General features: G+C 52.5%; 11 protein-coding genes. 6 read left to right on the forward strand and 5 right to left on the reverse strand.

All coding sequences use genetic code 11. The features are described 5' to 3' along the window. Positions 1-7 precede the first annotated feature (7 nt). A complete protein-coding gene (gene glgP / locus OGY01_RS10755; protein WP_286493092.1) occupies positions 8-2,455 on the forward strand; it encodes a glycogen phosphorylase in 2,448 nt (815 codons plus the stop codon). 105 nt (positions 2,456-2,560) lie between these two features. Here glgP and glpD read toward each other — a convergent pair whose 3' ends face one another. Then, a complete protein-coding gene (gene glpD, locus OGY01_RS10760) occupies positions 2,561-4,069 on the reverse strand; it encodes a glycerol-3-phosphate dehydrogenase (RefSeq protein WP_286493093.1) in 1,509 nt (502 codons plus the stop codon). Between the two features lie 191 nt (positions 4,070-4,260). Between glpD and glpE the strand changes: the two genes are divergently transcribed. From glpE to OGY01_RS10775, 3 genes are all read left to right on the forward strand, one after another. Continuing rightward, on the forward strand, positions 4,261-4,587 hold the full coding sequence (glpE, locus tag OGY01_RS10765) for a thiosulfate sulfurtransferase GlpE (RefSeq protein WP_045448476.1): 327 nt from the start codon (positions 4,261-4,263) through the stop codon (positions 4,585-4,587). Between the two features lie 75 nt (positions 4,588-4,662). Then, positions 4,663-5,493: a rhomboid family intramembrane serine protease GlpG gene (glpG, locus tag OGY01_RS10770; protein WP_045448474.1), complete on the forward strand. Its 831-nt coding sequence runs from the start codon at positions 4,663-4,665 to the stop codon at positions 5,491-5,493. 94 nt (positions 5,494-5,587) lie between these two features. Next, positions 5,588-6,346, forward strand: a complete 759-nt coding sequence (locus OGY01_RS10775) for a DeoR/GlpR family transcriptional regulator (RefSeq protein WP_045448472.1) — start codon at positions 5,588-5,590, stop codon at positions 6,344-6,346. Positions 6,347-6,388: 42 nt separating this feature from the next. Here the strand turns inward: OGY01_RS10775 and malT are convergent, their stop codons facing one another. Next, a complete protein-coding gene (gene malT / locus OGY01_RS10780; protein ID WP_045448470.1) occupies positions 6,389-9,094 on the reverse strand; it encodes an HTH-type transcriptional regulator MalT in 2,706 nt (901 codons plus the stop codon). 635 nt (positions 9,095-9,729) lie between these two features. Between malT and malP the strand changes: the two genes are divergently transcribed. After that, complete coding sequence (gene malP, locus OGY01_RS10785; RefSeq protein ID WP_045448468.1) at positions 9,730-12,123, forward strand: maltodextrin phosphorylase; 2,394 nt, start codon at positions 9,730-9,732, stop codon at positions 12,121-12,123. Positions 12,124-12,132: 9 nt separating this feature from the next. Further along, a complete protein-coding gene (gene malQ, locus OGY01_RS10790) occupies positions 12,133-14,220 on the forward strand; it encodes a 4-alpha-glucanotransferase (RefSeq protein ID WP_045448466.1) in 2,088 nt (695 codons plus the stop codon). A gap of 76 nt (positions 14,221-14,296) precedes the next feature. Here malQ and gntT read toward each other — a convergent pair whose 3' ends face one another. The 3 genes from gntT to gntX all read right to left on the reverse strand — a co-directional run bounded on the left by gntT (position 14,297) and on the right by gntX (position 17,247). Continuing rightward, the gene (gntT, locus tag OGY01_RS10795) at positions 14,297-15,613 is read right to left on the reverse strand and encodes a gluconate transporter (protein ID WP_045448464.1); all 1,317 of its coding nucleotides are present in this window, start codon (positions 15,611-15,613) and stop codon (positions 14,297-14,299) included. 316 nt (positions 15,614-15,929) lie between these two features. Continuing rightward, complete coding sequence (gene nfuA, locus OGY01_RS10800) at positions 15,930-16,505, reverse strand: Fe-S biogenesis protein NfuA (RefSeq protein ID WP_045448462.1); 576 nt, start codon at positions 16,503-16,505, stop codon at positions 15,930-15,932. A 58-nt stretch (positions 16,506-16,563) separates the two neighbouring features. Next, complete coding sequence (gene gntX / locus OGY01_RS10805) at positions 16,564-17,247, reverse strand: DNA utilization protein GntX (protein ID WP_286493094.1); 684 nt, start codon at positions 17,245-17,247, stop codon at positions 16,564-16,566. Between the last annotated feature and the right edge of the window lie 35 nt (positions 17,248-17,282).

Raw genomic sequence — 17,282 nt, forward strand, 5'->3', positions numbered from 1 at the left:
CACCTATATGAATGCTCCATTTACTTATGCATCGCCCACACTCAGCGTAGAGGCACTTAAGCATTCTATTGCCTATAAGCTGATGTTCACTATTGGTAAAGATCCGGTCATTGCCAATAAACATGAGTGGCTGAACGCCACATTATTCGCGGTGCGGGATCGTCTCGTGGAGCGCTGGCTGCGTTCTAACCGTGCGCAATTGTCTCAGGAAACTCGCCAGGTCTATTATCTGTCAATGGAGTTTCTGATTGGCCGCACACTTTCTAATGCACTGTTATCGTTGGGAATCTACGACGATGTAAAAAATGCACTGGAAGGTATGGGGTTAGATCTTGAAGATCTGATCGACGAAGAAAATGACCCCGGCCTCGGAAACGGTGGTCTCGGGCGTCTGGCAGCCTGTTTCCTGGATTCTCTGGCGACGCTGGGCCTGCCGGGACGTGGTTACGGTATTCGTTATGACTACGGCATGTTCAAACAGAACATTGTTGATGGCCGACAGAAAGAATCCCCGGACTACTGGCTGGAATATGGTAACCCGTGGGAGTTTAAACGCCACAATACCCGCTACAAAGTACGTTTTGGCGGTCGTATTCAGCAGGAAGGCAAGAAAACGCGCTGGATTGAAACTGAAGAGATCCTCGCGGTGGCTTACGACCAGATTATCCCGGGCTACGATACCGACGCCACCAACACGCTGCGCCTGTGGAACGCCCAGGCCAGTAGCGAAATCAACCTTGGTAAATTTAACCAGGGGGATTACTTCGCGGCGGTGGAAGATAAAAACCACTCCGAGAACGTATCTCGTGTGCTATATCCGGATGACTCCACCTATTCAGGGCGCGAGCTGCGTTTGCGTCAGGAGTACTTTCTGGTCTCCTCCACGGTGCAGGACATCCTGAGTCGTCATTATCAGTTGCACAAAACCTACGACAATCTGGCGGATAAAATCGCCATTCACCTCAACGATACCCATCCGGTGCTGTCTATTCCGGAGCTGATGCGCCTGCTCATTGATGAGCACAAATTTAGCTGGGATGACGCGTTTGAAGTGTGCTGTCAGGTCTTCTCTTACACCAACCATACGTTAATGAGTGAAGCGCTGGAAACCTGGCCGGTCGATATGCTGGGTAAAATTTTGCCGCGCCATCTGCAAATCATCTTTGAGATTAACGATTACTTCCTGAAAACGTTACAGGAGCAGTATCCGAATGATACCGGCCTGTTGGGGCGGACGTCGATCATTGATGAATCCAACGGTCGTCGTGTGCGTATGGCATGGCTGGCGGTAGTGGTGAGCCATAAAGTGAACGGCGTTTCTGAGCTGCACTCCAACCTGATGGTGCAGTCGTTGTTTGCGGATTTTGCGAAGATTTTCCCGACGCGCTTCTGTAATGTGACCAACGGTGTGACTCCTCGTCGCTGGCTGGCGCTGGCGAACCCGCCGCTCTCCGATGTGCTGGATGAGAATATTGGCCGCACCTGGCGTACCGATCTCAGCCAGCTCAGCGAGCTTGAGCAGCACTGTGATTATCCGCTGGTGAATCACGCAGTGCGCCAGGCAAAGCTGGAGAATAAAAAGCGTCTGGCTGCGCTCATTGCCCAACAGCTTAACGTGGTAGTGAACCCGAAATCGCTGTTTGACGTGCAGATCAAACGTATTCATGAGTACAAACGGCAGTTGATGAATGTGCTGCATGTGATCACCCGCTACAACCGCATTAAGGACGATCCTGAAGCCGAGTGGGTACCACGCGTCAATATCTTCGCCGGTAAGGCTGCTTCGGCCTATTACATGGCGAAGCACATTATTCATCTTATCAACGATGTCGCTAAAGTGATCAATAACGATCCGCAGATTGGCGACAAGCTGAAGGTGGTGTTTATTCCCAATTACAGTGTCAGCCTGGCGCAGATGATCATCCCTGCAGCCGACCTGTCTGAACAGATTTCTCTGGCAGGGACGGAAGCTTCCGGTACCAGCAATATGAAGTTTGCTCTGAACGGAGCGCTGACTATTGGCACGCTGGACGGAGCAAACGTCGAGATGCTGGAGCATGTGGGTGCGGAAAATATCTTTATCTTCGGTAATACAGCGGAAGAAGTCGAAGCATTACGCAGTAAAGGCTACAAACCGCGTGAATATTACGAGAAAGATGAAGAATTGCATCAGGTGCTGACGCAAATCGGCAGCGGCGTATTCAGCCCTGAGGAGCCGGGACGCTATCGTGATCTGGTGGACTCGTTAATCAACTTTGGCGACCACTACCAGGTGCTGGCGGATTACCGCAGCTATGTCGATTGCCAGGATAAGGTAGACGAACTGTATCGCCGTCCGGAAGAGTGGACCACGAAGTCGATGATCAATATCGCCAATATGGGGTACTTCTCATCAGACAGGACGATCAAAGAGTATGCCGAAAACATCTGGCATATTGATTCGGTGCGGTTGTAACAAGGGATAGGATGACCTGTAGGCCGGATAAGGCGTTAGCCGCCATCCGGCAAAAGGCCCGGTGGCTCTGACGCTTACCGGGCCTACAGTTTTATAGCGTGTGTCTTAAGACGCTAGCGACAACTGGTGTTTTTCCACATATTCCACCAGCCACTGGGTCATGCGCGACTGCTGTTCGGCATTCAGCCACATACCTTCTTTCGTACGACGCCACAGGGCATCGTCTGCGCGACGCACCCATTCGTGATCGACCAGATACTTCAGCTCTGCTTCGTAGAATTCATGGCCGAAGTCTTCGCCCAGCTCAGCAACCGAGGTCGCGTCACCGAGGATCCATTCCGTGTTGCTACCGTAGGTGCGCGAGTAGTGGCGTGCCAGAGACTCGGTCAGGAACGGATAGCGGCGGCGCAGTTTTGCCGCGTAGTCTTCACGATCTCCGCCAATATCACCGCCGGGCAGGATGCACTCTTTGGTCCATGCCGGGCCAATGCCCTGATAGTAAGACGACAGTTTTTCCATCGCGTGTTCTGCCAGCTTACGGTAGGTCGTCAGTTTGCCGCCAAAGACGGAAAGCAGCGGCGCTTTGCCGTTTTCATCGTGGATATCCAGCGTGTAATCACGGGTGATAGCCTGCGGTGAATCGGACTCGTCATCGCACAGCGGGCGGACGCCAGAATAGGTCCAGACGATATCATCACGGCCCAGTTGTTTCTTAAAGTGTGCGTTGTAGACCTTCAGCAGGTAATTGATTTCGCTTTCATCAATCTTCACCGCTTTCGGGTCGCCCTGATACTCAACGTCAGTGGTACCGATAATTGAGAATTCATCCATCCAGGGGATAACGAAAACAATACGCTTATCTTCGTTTTGCAGGATATAAGCCTGCTTCTGGGTATGCACGCGTGGTACCACGATGTGGCTGCCTTTAATCAGGCGAATACCATACGGTGATGGCAGGTGCATTCCGTCATCGAAGAACTCTTTTACCCACGGGCCAGTGGCGTTTACCAGGCCGCGAGCCTGCCAGGTGTGTTTTTTACCGGTATCGATATCTTCTGCTTCGACAATCCACAGACCGTTTTCGCGACGAGCGGAAGTGGCGCGAGTGCGGGTCAAGACTTCGCCACCTTTACGTACCACCATTTGGGCGTTTGCCAGAACCAGACGCGCATCGTCTACCCAGCAGTCAGAATATTCGAAACCGCGCACGATCTCAGGCTTCATCACCGAGTCTGCGCCAAAACGCAAACCAGTTGAACCTGGTAAACTGGTGCGTTTGCCCAAGTGATCGTACATAAACAGACCAATGCGAATCATCCATGCCGGGCGCAGGTGTGGGCGATGGGGCAGACGAAAACGCATCGGGAAAGCAATATGCGGTGCCATTTTCAACAGCACTTCACGTTCAGCCAGCGCTTCACTGACCAGACGAAATTCATAGTGTTCCAGGTAGCGCAGGCCACCGTGGATGAGTTTAGAGCTGGCGGAAGAGGTCGCACAGGCTAAATCCTGCGCTTCCAGCATCAGCACGGATAAACCGCGTCCAACGGCATCTGCCGCGATACCGGCACCGTTGATGCCTCCACCTATCACAATCAGATCTTTGGTTTCCATGCTGGCCTCTCGCACTTTCGTTATAGCTCATTAATGTTCGTTATCGAGCATAATAGCAAAGAATAGCGCCATTGGTAACATCGGATAAACAATTTACAGTGATACATATAACATTATGGCGTTTACCTGTGCAGGCAACGTACACTGGACGGTAATATTGAACACCTGCAGAGAAAGAAAAAGAGAACACCATGGATCAGTTTGAATGTATTAATGTCGAAGAAGCCCATCAAAAGTTGCTGCATGGAATGGCGGTGCTGGTGGATATCCGCGATCCGCAAAGTTATGCAATGGGTCATGCGCCACAAGCGTTTCATTTGACTAACGATACGCTGGGTTCATTTATGCGCGACCATGATTTCGATACCGCAGTGATGGTGATGTGTTACCACGGCAACAGCAGTAAGGGCGCGGCGCAATATCTGCTTCAACAGGGATATGACGCGGTATACAGCGTTGACGGCGGCTTTGATGCGTGGCATCGACATTTTCCTGCAGAAGTGGCTTTTGGTTCGTAAGCTAACAAAGATGCAGCCTGAAATGAGCAGGGTATATATACTGTCCCCTTTTGTGTGGAATAAGCGACAGCAACAATGTTGATGATTACCTCTTTTGCTAACCCCCGCGTGGCGCAGGCATTTGTTGATTATATGGCGACACAGGGCGTTATTCTGACAATTCAACAACATCAGCAAACCGATGTCTGGCTGGCGGATGAGTCCCAGGCTGAGCGCGTGCGGGCTGAACTGGCGCGTTTTCTGGAAAATCCAGGGGACCCGCGTTATTTGGCTGCCAGCTGGCAGTCTGGCCAGACAGACAGTGGGCTGCGCTATCAACGTTTTCCGTTTCTTGCCACGCTGCGCGAACGGGCTGGTCCGGTGACCTGGGCTGTGATGGCGGCGTGCGTGTTGGTGTATATCGCGATGAACGTCGTGGGCGACCAGACGGTCATGCTATGGCTGGCGTGGCCGTTTGACCCGACGCTGAAGTTTGAGTTCTGGCGTTATTTCACCCACGCTTTTATGCACTTTTCGCTGATGCACATTCTTTTTAACCTGCTGTGGTGGTGGTATCTCGGCGGGGCGGTAGAAAAACGTCTGGGCAGCGGCAAACTCATTGTCATTACCGTTATCAGCGCGCTGCTGAGCGGCTATGTTCAACAAAAATTTAGTGGCCCGTGGTTTGGTGGATTGTCTGGCGTGGTTTATGCGTTGATGGGGTACGTGTGGTTGCGCGGCGAGCGCGATCCGCAAAGCGGTATTTTCCTGCAACGCGGTTTGATTATCTTTGCCTTGATCTGGATTGTTGCCGGCTGGTTTGATCTGTTCGGCATGTCTATGGCGAACGGAGCACATATTGCCGGGCTGGCCGTCGGTCTGGCAATGGCATTTGCAGATACTATTCATGTACGAAAACGAACGTGAATGAGATTGAGCGGGATGGTAATGCGAATTGCAGGCCGGATAAGGCCGCAGCCGCCATCCGGCACAAGATCTTTGTTAATTCCAGGGACTTATAATGAAACAAACACAACGACATGACGCGATCATTGAACTGGTAAAAAAACAGGGATACGTCAGCACCGAGGAACTGGTGGAGCATTTCTCCGTCAGCCCACAAACGATTCGCCGGGATCTTAACGATCTGGCCGATCAGAATATGATTTTGCGCCACCACGGTGGCGCGGCATTACCATCCAGCTCAGTGAATACCCCGTGGCATGACCGTAAGGCGACGCAGACGGCGGAAAAAGAGCGTATTGCTCGTAAAGTTGCCACGCAGATCCCTAACGGCTCCACGCTGTTTATAGACATCGGTACCACGCCGGAAGCGGTGGCTCACGCATTGCTGAATCACAGCAACTTACGCATTGTGACCAACAACCTCAATGTGGCAAACACGCTGATGGCGAAAGAGGATTTCCGTATCATTCTGGCCGGTGGCGAACTGCGCAGCCGTGATGGCGGTATTATGGGTGAAGCGACCCTCGACTTTATTTCACAGTTCCGTCTGGACTTCGGTATTTTGGGTATTAGCGGCATCGACAGCGATGGTTCATTGCTGGAGTTTGATTATCACGAAGTTCGCACCAAACGTGCCATTATTGAAAATTCACGTCATGTGATGTTGGTGGTGGATCACTCGAAGTTTGGACGTAACGCGATGGTGAATATGGGGAGTATCAGCATGGTGGATGCCGTCTATACCGATATCTTGCCGCCAGCGGGCGTGATGCAGGTGATTGCGGATAATCACATTCAGTTAGAGCTGTGCTAGGTCATCTGTAGGCCCGGTAAGCTTCAATGCCACCGGGCAAAATTAAACGCCGTACCCCATCATCTTCAGCAGTTTCTGCGCATGCTGCACCGCATCCTGGCGGTGTGCCACGCCAAGTTTTTGGTACAAGTTGCGAATATGCGTTTTGATGGTTGTCGCCGCTACCGCCAGTTCTCCGGCGATTTGTTCGTTGCTATAACCGGAATAAATCAGGCCTAAAACCTGCCACTCACGCTGGGTCAGTGGGCTGGTACGGATCAGTTCCGGCACTTCCGGGTGAGTCAGCAGACGTTCAACGAATCCTTCATCAAAGTGGGCGAATTTGTGGCGATGGTGTTGGTTAATCTCACGCAAAATACGCTGGGCACGATGCTGATCGAGTTCCGGCAGCGTATTGAGCTGAATCAACTGACGCAACTGCTGCGCCATGGCCTCACCTTCGATGACAAAGTGGCTGATAAACCCGGTACGGTTAGCCAGTTGCAGCGCATCAAGCAATACGCGTTGGGCGTCATTTTTGCGTCCTGCCTGCCAGTAAAGCTGATTGAGCAGCAGCAGGTTGCGGTTCAGATCGCTCATCAGGCGCAGGTTGCGCGCATTTTCGTTTAATTCTTCCAGCACAATCTCTGCCGGCTCGAATTCACCCAACAGGATCTGCGCACGGGCGATGTTACGCCACTGACTTTGCAGGAAATGGTTGTTGGCGAATTCCGGTTTTGGCGTGTGGCGCAGCCAGTTGGCAGCCGAGTTTTTGTCCCCGGTCATTTGCCAGTAAATTACCCGGACCTTATCGGCATTGGAAATCCAGTCGCTGTGATAACGTCCGTTACCCAGCAGGTTTTCCAGGCGATTAAGCAGACTGCGGGCGTTGTCCAGGTCACCCCGTGCCAGTGAGCACTGAACCAGCAGAGCCAGGCATTGAAGCTGCTGCTGGGGTTGAAAAGTGGAAAGGAGTTCAATACCGCTGCGGGCAGAGGCTTCGGATTCATCCAGACGTGCCCAGGCCCATAGTAACTGTGCCCGGATACGAACCAGAAACTCGTGCATCGGCAGTTGCTCCAGATGCTGCTCTTTAATCAACTGGAACGCTTTTTCCTGAGTCTCCCAGGCGGCCTGCAAAAAGCCCTGAGCGAATAAAATTTCACTTTGCTGGATCAGGCTCCAGAGCGCGTAATGCCAGACGTCATGATGACGTGCCATTTGCTCTGTTTGTTGCATCAACGACAACGAACGAGTGAGATCGCCTTTGCAGTGCAGGACTTCACCGTGTACCGACATGGCGACAATGCGGCTATAGAACCAGGCGATAGGTAATTCATCCAGCGCCAGTTTTGCCAGACGTTCTGCTTCGTCAGGGTTACCGTCGTTAATCGCCACCTGTGCACGCAGAGCATTAAATTCCGCATGCAGGGTTGTTTCCATATCGCCTTTCATTTCCTGCTCGGCACGCGCCAGCAGGGTGTTAACCTCACTGTAGCGATGCTGACTCTGCATCAGCCAGGCCTGCAACAGCACCAGACGTGGGTTTTCCAGCAGACTTTCCCACGGCAGGGCTTTCAGTGACTCTTCCAGTAACGCCAGCTCGCTGTGGTTAAACAGCCCCCATGCATGATTGAGCAGGATATCGCGCAGCATATGGGCATCGCCCGCGGCCAGTGCATGATGAATCGCTTCGCTGGGGAAACCTTGTGCCATCCAGCTTTCTGCGGCGGCACGGTGTATTTCGGGGAGCTCGGTCGCCAGTTCCCACTGGCAGCGCTGGCGTAAAAAGTTGCCAAACAGAGGGTGATAGCTAAACCATTCGCCAACGTCATCCATCCGTTGCAGGAATAAACCCTGACGCTCAATTTCTTCCAGCCGCATTTGGCCGTTTTCTTCACCGGTTACCCGGGTAATCAACGTGTCGTTCATTGAACGCAGGATGGCGCTTTTCAGCAGGAAGTGACGAGTACCCTGATCAACGCTATCCAGAACTTCATCGACCAGATAGTCGGACAAATGACTGGCGTTGATACCCGCCAGACGGCGCGCTGATTGGTGCGCAGAATTGTTATTCTGGCGAGCTGAAAGGGCGATCAGTTGTAATGCGGTTGCCCAGCCAGCGACGTCATCACACATTCGGCTGCTTTCCGCCGCCTCAATGGGGGATGAAAGACGACGGTCAAAGAATTGTTTGGCTTCCTGATGGTTAAAGGCTAATTGTTGGCTGCCTATCTCCAGCAGTTGATCACGCACACGCAGGTTAGCGATACCCAGTTGCGGTAAGTTACGTGACAGTACGACCAGCGTGAGATTCTCAGGCTGGTGGCGCAGGAAAAAGCGCATCGCTTCGTGGATAGCCGGATTAGAGATCAGATGATAATCATCTACGACCAGATAAAGCGGACGATGCCACTCTGCCAGCTCAATAAATAGCTGAGCAAAGAGAGAAGTCAGGCTGGCGTACTGGCGTTTTTGCACCATCGTTTCGCTGGTCGTACAGTGCCCACCAGTTGCCTGCTGGATAGCGGCAATCAAATAGCTGGCAAATCGCTCCTGCTGATTATCACCTTCATCAAGAGAGTACCAGCCTAATTCATTTTTCCCCGCAGCCCACTGCGAAATAAGCGTCGTTTTTCCGTAGCCAGCAGGACTTGTTATCAGAGCGAGCCTGAAATTGTTCGCGCCGGAAAGTTTAGCCAGCAGGCGCTCACGAACCACCGTATGGTCGAGTCGAACCGGACGACTTAATTTAGACGGAATCAACATAGGTTAGTCACTTCACTGTGTGAAAATGGGGAAAAATGATTTTTTTTGCGCTTCGTAATTAATGGTTATAAGGTCGGCCAGAAAGTCATTTTATGCAAGCTAAGTGGACTTTTTGTGTGTCTGATTTTGCACTATGTCACAATTTTATACATCTATTGCAATAATTATCTCAAAGAGCCGCAACAGGCGTGGCGACTGGATCCAACGTTATTTTTACCGTATTGAAAAATACCTTACTATGCGTGCGCCTACCGGGGTGTTTAATGAAATCGGCAAATTTTGCGATCGGCATATAACTTTCGCGTGAAATATCTTAATTATTATATGTATTTCAGACTGGAAATTATTTCTCTGTTTACATATTTTTTCTCAACATCATCTCCCTGTTTGGTATTGTCTGGTTAAGAGCCTGGCCCAACAGGCTAATGCGAAATGTGTGGTGCATTTCGGGGATGATGTACGGGTATTCTGTATCTGTACGAGCCATCACATCCCCTTTAAGTGGCCGCGATCACATTTTTATGCTCATCCCCACTCCTCCTCCCTGCCTAATCCTCGCCAGGATGAGGAAGGTCAACAACGAGCCTGGCAAACTAGCGATAACGTTGTTTATTACCTAAGGATCTGGAATCTCTATGTCACAGCCTACCTTCAACAAAGATCACTTTCAGGCTGCACTGACGCGTCAGTGGCAGCGCTTCGGTTTATTGTCGGCTTCAGAAATGACGTCACGCCAGTGGTGGCAGGCGGTGAGCGGAGCTTTAGCTGAGTTGCTCAGCGCCCAACCTGCGGCGAAACCGGCAAAAAATCAGCGTCATGTTAACTACATTTCAATGGAGTTTTTGATTGGTCGTCTGACGGGCAATAACTTGCTTAACCTGGGCTGGTATCAGGGCGTGAGCGATGAGCTGAAAGCGCATGACATCAATCTGACCGACCTGCTGGAAGAAGAAATCGATCCGGCGTTGGGTAACGGCGGCCTGGGGCGTCTGGCGGCATGTTTCCTCGATTCGATGGCGACAGTTGGCCAGTCCGCTACGGGCTATGGCCTGAACTACCAGTACGGTCTGTTCCGTCAATCTTTTGCCGACGGTCAGCAGATGGAAGCCCCGGATGACTGGCATCGCGGAAGCTATCCGTGGTTCCGCCATAATGAGGCGCTGGATGTACAGGTCGGTATTGGCGGTAAAGTTAGCAAAGAGGGGCTCTGGGAGCCTGGGTTTACCATCACCGGACAGGCCTGGGATCTGCCGGTACTGGGCTACCGTAACGGCGTGGCGCAACCGCTACGTCTGTGGCAGGCCAGCCATGCACATCCGTTTAACCTGACTAAATTTAACGACGGCGATTTCCTGCGCGCAGAGCAGCAGGGTATTGACGCCGAAAAACTGACTAAAGTGCTGTACCCGAACGACAACCATACGGCAGGTAAAAAACTGCGCCTGATGCAGCAATATTTCCAGTGTGCCTGCTCCGTTGCCGATATTCTGCGCCGTCATCATCTGGCGGGACGTAAATTGCATGAACTGGCTGATTATGAAGTCATTCAACTGAACGATACCCACCCGACCATCGCCATTCCAGAACTGCTGCGCGTGCTGATTGATGAGCACCAGATGAGCTGGGACGACGCATGGGCGATTACCAGTAAGACCTTTGCCTACACCAACCACACGTTGATGCCGGAGGCGCTGGAGTGCTGGGATGAGAAGCTGGTGAAAGCACTGCTGCCGCGTCATATGCAGATTATCAAAGAGATAAACGACAGATTTAAGAAGCTGGTCGATAAAACCTGGCCGGGCGATGCCGCCGTCTGGGCGAAGCTGGCGGTAGTTCACAATAAACAGGTGCGCATGGCGAACATGTGCGTGGTCAGCGGCTTTGCGGTCAATGGTGTGGCAGCGCTGCACTCCTCCCTGGTCGTGAAAGACCTGTTCCCGGAATACCACCAGCTGTGGCCGAATAAATTCCATAACGTCACCAACGGGATTACGCCGCGTCGCTGGATCAAACAGTGCAACCCGGCGCTTGCTGCCTTACTGGATAAATCGCTGAAGAAAGAGTGGGCGAACGATCTCGATCAGTTGATCAATCTGGAAAAATACGCTGACGATGCGACGTTCCGTCAGCAGTATCGCGATATCAAGCTGGCGAACAAAGAGCGGCTGGTGAAGTTTATCAAAGCGCGTACCGGTATTGAGATTACAACCAACGCGATATTTGATATTCAGATCAAACGCCTGCATGAGTACAAACGTCAGCACCTGAACCTGCTGCATATTCTGGCGTTGTACAAAGAAATCCGTGAAAACCCACAGGCGGATCGCGTACCGCGCGTATTCCTGTTTGGCGCGAAAGCGGCACCAGGTTACTACCTGGCAAAAAATATTATCTTCGCCATTAACAAGGTGGCAGAAACCATCAATAACGACCCGAAAGTCGGTGACAAGCTGAAAGTTGTGTTCCTGCCTGATTATTGTGTCTCGGCGGCGGAAATGTTGATTCCGGCGGCGGATATCTCAGAGCAGATCTCGACTGCTGGGAAAGAGGCTTCCGGCACCGGTAACATGAAACTGGCGCTGAACGGGGCGTTAACGGTCGGTACGCTGGACGGTGCGAACGTCGAAATCGCCGAGAAAGTGGGAGACGAGAACATCTTTATCTTTGGTCACACCGTGGAGGAGGTTCAGCGGCTTAAAGCGAAAGGCTATGATCCGGTGAAATGGCGCAAGAAAGACAAAGTGTTGGATGCGGTACTCAAAGAGCTGGAAAGCGGCAAATACAGCGATGGCGATAAGCATGCCTTCGACCAGATGCTGCACAGTATCGGTAAGCAGGGCGGCGATCCGTATCTGGTAATGGCAGATTTCACAGCTTACGTTGAGGCGCAGAAGCAGGTCGACGTATTGTACCGTGATCAGGATGCCTGGACCCGGGCTGCCATTCTGAATACTGCTCGCTGCGGTATGTTCAGTTCGGATCGCTCCATCCGCGATTATCAGGCTCGTATCTGGCAGGCGAAACGCTAAGGAATCGCGATGGAAAGCAAACGTCTGGATAATGCCGCACTGGCGGCGGGGATCAGCCCCAATTACATCAATGCCCACGGTAAACCGCAGTCTATTGGCGCCGAAACCAAGCGGCGTTTGCTTGATGCCATGCATCGCACTACCTCCGCCACGAAAGTGGCGGTAACACCGGTGCCAAACGTCATGGTTTATACAGTGGGGAAAAAAATGCCGCTGGCGGTGGAGGGTAACGGTGAGTTTAGCTGGCTGCTCACCACCGAAGATGGCGTGCAGCACAAAGGTCATGTCTTCGGCGGTAAATCTTTTCACCTTCCGGCGAAGTTGCCGGAGGGGTATCACGCGCTCACCCTGACACAGGGAGAATTGCGTACCCATTGTCGTATTATCGTCGCCCCTAAACGCTGCTATGAGCCGCCGGCTTTGCTGGCCGGGAAAAAGCTGTGGGGCGCATGCGTGCAACTTTACACTCTGCGTTCAGAGAACAACTGGGGGATTGGCGACTTTGGTGATCTCCGCGCCATGCTGGCAGACGTAGCAAAACGTGGCGGGGCGTTTATCGGTCTGAACCCGATTCATGCGCTGTATCCGGCGAATCCGGAGAGTGCCAGCCCGTATAGCCCGTCTTCACGCCGCTGGCTGAACGTGATTTATATTGATGTGAATGCGGTAGACGATTTCCGTCTGAGTAAAGAGGCGCAGGACTGGTGGCAGATGCCATCTACTCAGCAAATTCTGCAACGTGCGCGGGATGCTGAGTGGGTTGATTACTCCACCGTGACCGCGTTGAAGATGACGGCGCTGCGCATGGCGTGGAAAGGTTTCTCTGCCCGTGATGATGAACAGATGGCGGCATTCCGTCGTTTTGTGACTCAGGAGGGCGATAGCCTGTACTGGCAGGCGGCGTTTGACGCGCTGCATGCGCATCAGGTGAAAGAAGATGAATTGCGCTGGGGTTGGCCAGTATGGCCGGAGGGGTTCCAGTCGGTGGACTCACCGCAGGTGAAGCAGTTCTGCGAAGAGTATCGTGATGAAGTGGATTTCTACCTCTGGTTACAGTGGCTGGCATATACCCAGTTTGCCGCCTGCTGGGAAACCAGCCAGGGCTTTGATATGCCAATCGGTCTGTACCGCGACCTGGCGGTCGGCGTCGCAGAAGGCGGAGCGGAAACCTGGTGTGACCGTGAGCTGTATTGCCTGAAAGCCTCTGTTGGCGCACCGCCGGATATACTCGGCCCGCTCGGCCAAAACTGGGGGCTGCCGCCGATGGATCCGCACATCATCACGGCGCGCGCTTACGAGCCATTTATTGAACTGCTGCGCGCCAATATGCAGAACTGTGGTGCGCTGCGCATTGATCATGTCATGTCGATGCTGCGCTTGTGGTGGATCCCTTACGGTGAGACAGCAGATCACGGTGCGTATGTGCATTATCCGGTAGACGACCTGCTCTCTATTCTGGCGCTGGAAAGTAAACGTCATCACTGCATGGTGATTGGCGAAGACCTGGGTACTGTCCCGGTTGAAATTGTCAGCAAGCTGCGCGACAGCGGCGTGTATTCATACAAAGTGCTCTATTTTGAGAATGACCATGAGAAGAATTTCCGTGCGCCGCAAGCGTACCCGGAACAATCAATGGCAGTCGCGGCGACGCATGACCTTCCAACGCTTAAAGGTTATTGGGACAGCGGTGATTTGACGCTGGGTAAAACGCTGGGGCTGTACCCGGATGAGGTCGTACTGCGCGGCTTGTATCAGGACAGGGAACTGGCGAAGCAGGGCCTGCTGGATGCGCTGCATAAATATGGCTGTCTGCCGAAACGAGCCGGGCACAAGGCGTCGCTGATGTCGATGACGCCTATCCTCAATCGTGGGATGCAACGCTACATTGCCGACAGTAACAGCGCCCTGCTGGGGCTGCAGCCGGAAGACTGGCTTGATATGGCTGAGCCGGTCAACATCCCTGGGACCAGCTATCAGTATAAAAACTGGCGACGTAAGCTCTCCACTACGCTTGAGAAGATGTTTGCTGATGATGAGGTGAACAAGCTGATTAAGGATTTAGATAAACGGCGAAAAGCAGCCGCCAGGAAGAGGTAAAAAAGAACCCGCCAGATGGCGGGTTCTTTATATTTATGTTGGCCGGGTAAGCATTAGCGAACCCGGCTTTTTTACATTAGATTGCCATATTTAACAGCAGGCACCCTACCAGGCCGCATACCGAAATAATGGTTTCCAGCATTGACCATGACTTGATCGTTTCGCCGATGGTCAGGTTGAAGTATTCCTTGAACAGCCAGAAGCCCGGATCGTTCACGTGGGAGAAAATCACGGAACCCGAACCTACCGCGATAACCATCAGTTCTGGGCTAACGCCGGTGGTCGCAATCAGCGGTGCCACAATCCCACCTGCGGTGATTGCCGCAACGGTGGCAGAACCCAGCGCGATACGCAGTACGGCGGCAATGGACCACGCCATCAGCAGCGGAGATACGTTGGTTTCATGCATCATCGAGGCGATGTATTTGTCGACGCCGCTATCAACCAGAACCTGTTTGAAGGCACCGCCACCACCGATAATCAGCAGCATCATGGCGATGATTTTGATTGAGGAAACCAGCGTGTCGTTAATCTGATCCATCGAACGTCCACGGTTCAGACCAAATGTGAACATCGCAATCAACACCGCAATAAGCGTAGCCATGACCGGGTCGCCGAGGAATTCCGCAACTGGCAGGAAGGCATGTCCTTTCGGCAGGATCATCTCTGCGATAGCACGCATCGCCATCAATACCACCGGAACAAGAGAGGTCCAAACGCTGACGCCAAAGCCAGGCATCTCTTCTTCAGTGAAGGTTTTGGCGCTGTACAGACCTTCCGGGATCGGCTTATCAATACCTTTCAGGAAACGTGCATAAACCGGACCGGCGAGAATAACGGTCGGGATAGCCAGAATCGTACCAAACAGCAGCGTTTTGCCCATATCTGCGTGGAAAATGGTCGCAATAGCGGTCGGGCCCGGGTGCGGTGGTAAGAAACCGTGGGTTACAGACAGCGCAGCGGCCATCGGAACACCAACGTACAGCAGCGGGATATTCGCGGCGGCGGCAATGGTGAATACCAGCGGCAGCATCAGTACGAAGCCAACTTCGTAGAACAGTGCAAAGCCCACGGTGAAGCCGGTTAATACTACCGCCCACTGAATGTGCTTTTTACCGAATTTAGCAATCAGTGTGGTCGCAATACGTTGCGCACCACCGCAGTCTGCCAGCATTTTACCCAGCATGGCGCCAAAACCCATAATCAGGGCAAGGCTGCCAAGGGTTCCGCCGACGCCGGCTTTAATAGAACCGATGACTTTATCCAGTGGCATCCCTTGCATCAATCCGACAGCAAGCGCCACCAGGACGAGAGCGATGAAACCGTTCATTTTGAAACGGATCATCAGGAGGAGTAACAAGATTACACCGATAGCAACGATGACTAATGGCATGATTTACCTGGCCTTTACTTTGTTATGGGTAACGTCAGTGTTTAGATGACAAATTCTGATTGTCCCGACCGGGAACAGAGTATTTACAGCACCAATGCTGATTGCCTTCAAAACTAATCAGTTCAGCTGGCTATTATGGAGTAGTTAGGTGCCCATAAGAATGATACGGGTAACATATGGTGGTTGAAAATCACCTGGGACAGCAAAATTTAAATTATGAGAGGCAGGTCAAATTATGGTGGGGTAATTGCAAGATGGTAGCAGAAGAACGTAGGCCCGGATCGCTGCGCGTCACCGGGCGAATACAGATGGGGACTTAGTAGTAAGAGTGCTCGCCGCGCTGGTGTTCGGTCAAATCGCGAACGCCTTTCAGTTCAGGGAATTCCCCCAGCAGCTGTTTCTCGATGCCTTCTTTCAGCGTGACATCTACCATTGAACAGCCGTTACAGCCGCCACCAAACTGCAGAATAGCGTAGCCTTCATCGGTGATCTCCATCAGAGTGACGCGTCCACCGTGGCCAGCCAGTTGCGGGTTGATCTGCGACTGCAGCATGTATTCAACGCGTTCCATCAGCGGCGCATCATCGGATACTTTACGCATTTTCGCATTAGGCGCTTTCAGGGTCAGCTGGGAGCCTAACTGATCGGTAACGAAATCGATTTCAGCATCTTCCAGATAGGGTGCGCTCAGTTCATCAACATATGCGGTCAGCAGGGAAAATTTGATGGCGGTGTCGGTTGCTTCCACGGCGTCCGGTGGACAATAAGAAACGCCGCATTCAGCGTTAGGCGTGCCGGGATTAATCACAAATACGCGGATTTGTGTCCCTTCTTCCTGATTTGCCAGCAGTTTGGCAAAGTGCGCTTGTGCAGCATCGGAAATATGGATCATAGTAATGGCCTAATAGTTGACTATTTTACTTGGTTATAATACGCCCATCATCGAGGCTCTACAAGGTTCGACACAGGCACCATACCTGGACAGTCGCCGCGCCGTTGCGCAAAAGCAGTTGCGCGATTTCCGCGACGGTACTTCCGGTAGTGACGACATCATCCACAACAACCATATGGAGTCCCTGTACCGGCAATTCAAGGCGAAAAGCATTTTTCAGGTTGCGTTTGCGTAATCGGGCGCTGAGATGATGCTGCGTGGCGGTCGCCCGAACCCGTGTTATTGCCTGACTGTCCCAGTCACAACCCAGCCAGTGCGCCAAAGGACGGCACAATAAATCGCTCTGGTTAAACCCTCTTCGCCAGTGTCGGCGTTGCCAGAGTGGGACGCTGACGATCCTGTCCGGCAGAGGAAGCCCGCTGGTACGGCGAGCCTGCAACACGTCCAGTAGCAGCAGGCGTGAAAGTGCAGTGGCAATCTCGCTACGGCGCGAAAATTTCAGTTGGTGGATAAGGTTACTCAGCGGTGGAACATAGTCATTGACCGTAACCAACCGCTGCCACGGCGGCGGTTTTTGCAGACACCGGCCGCAGAGAATGGCGGTGTGGGCGGCTGGCATCCCGCACTGGGGGCACAAATTGATATGACGGCGTGTCGCCCGTGTACAAACGGAACAAATTCCCCAATGTCCCAGCGTCAGTGGCATTCGGCATAGCCAGCACAATCCCGGTACTGTTAGCATAGGTTTATCCTTAACAATGTATGCCTACAGGGCTA

It is taken from the genome of Citrobacter sp. Cm038, assembly GCF_030333105.1.
GTDB lineage: Bacteria > Pseudomonadota > Gammaproteobacteria > Enterobacterales > Enterobacteriaceae > Citrobacter > Citrobacter murliniae.

Excerpts from the sequence above, each read along its gene's own strand:
- glgP (WP_286493092.1), top strand. The coding sequence starts at position 8 with ATGAATGCTCCATTTACTTATGCATCGCCCACACTCAGCGTAGAGGCA.
- glpD (WP_286493093.1), bottom strand. The coding sequence starts at position 4,069 with ATGGAAACCAAAGATCTGATTGTGATAGGTGGAGGCATCAACGGTGCC.
- glpE (WP_045448476.1), top strand. The coding sequence starts at position 4,261 with ATGGATCAGTTTGAATGTATTAATGTCGAAGAAGCCCATCAAAAGTTG.
- glpG (WP_045448474.1), top strand. The coding sequence starts at position 4,663 with ATGTTGATGATTACCTCTTTTGCTAACCCCCGCGTGGCGCAGGCATTT.
- OGY01_RS10775 (WP_045448472.1), top strand. The coding sequence starts at position 5,588 with ATGAAACAAACACAACGACATGACGCGATCATTGAACTGGTAAAAAAA.
- malT (WP_045448470.1), bottom strand. The coding sequence starts at position 9,094 with ATGTTGATTCCGTCTAAATTAAGTCGTCCGGTTCGACTCGACCATACG.
- malP (WP_045448468.1), top strand. The coding sequence starts at position 9,730 with ATGTCACAGCCTACCTTCAACAAAGATCACTTTCAGGCTGCACTGACG.
- malQ (WP_045448466.1), top strand. The coding sequence starts at position 12,133 with ATGGAAAGCAAACGTCTGGATAATGCCGCACTGGCGGCGGGGATCAGC.
- gntT (WP_045448464.1), bottom strand. The coding sequence starts at position 15,613 with ATGCCATTAGTCATCGTTGCTATCGGTGTAATCTTGTTACTCCTCCTG.
- nfuA (WP_045448462.1), bottom strand. The coding sequence starts at position 16,505 with ATGATCCATATTTCCGATGCTGCACAAGCGCACTTTGCCAAACTGCTG.
- gntX (WP_286493094.1), bottom strand. The coding sequence starts at position 17,247 with ATGCTAACAGTACCGGGATTGTGCTGGCTATGCCGAATGCCACTGACG.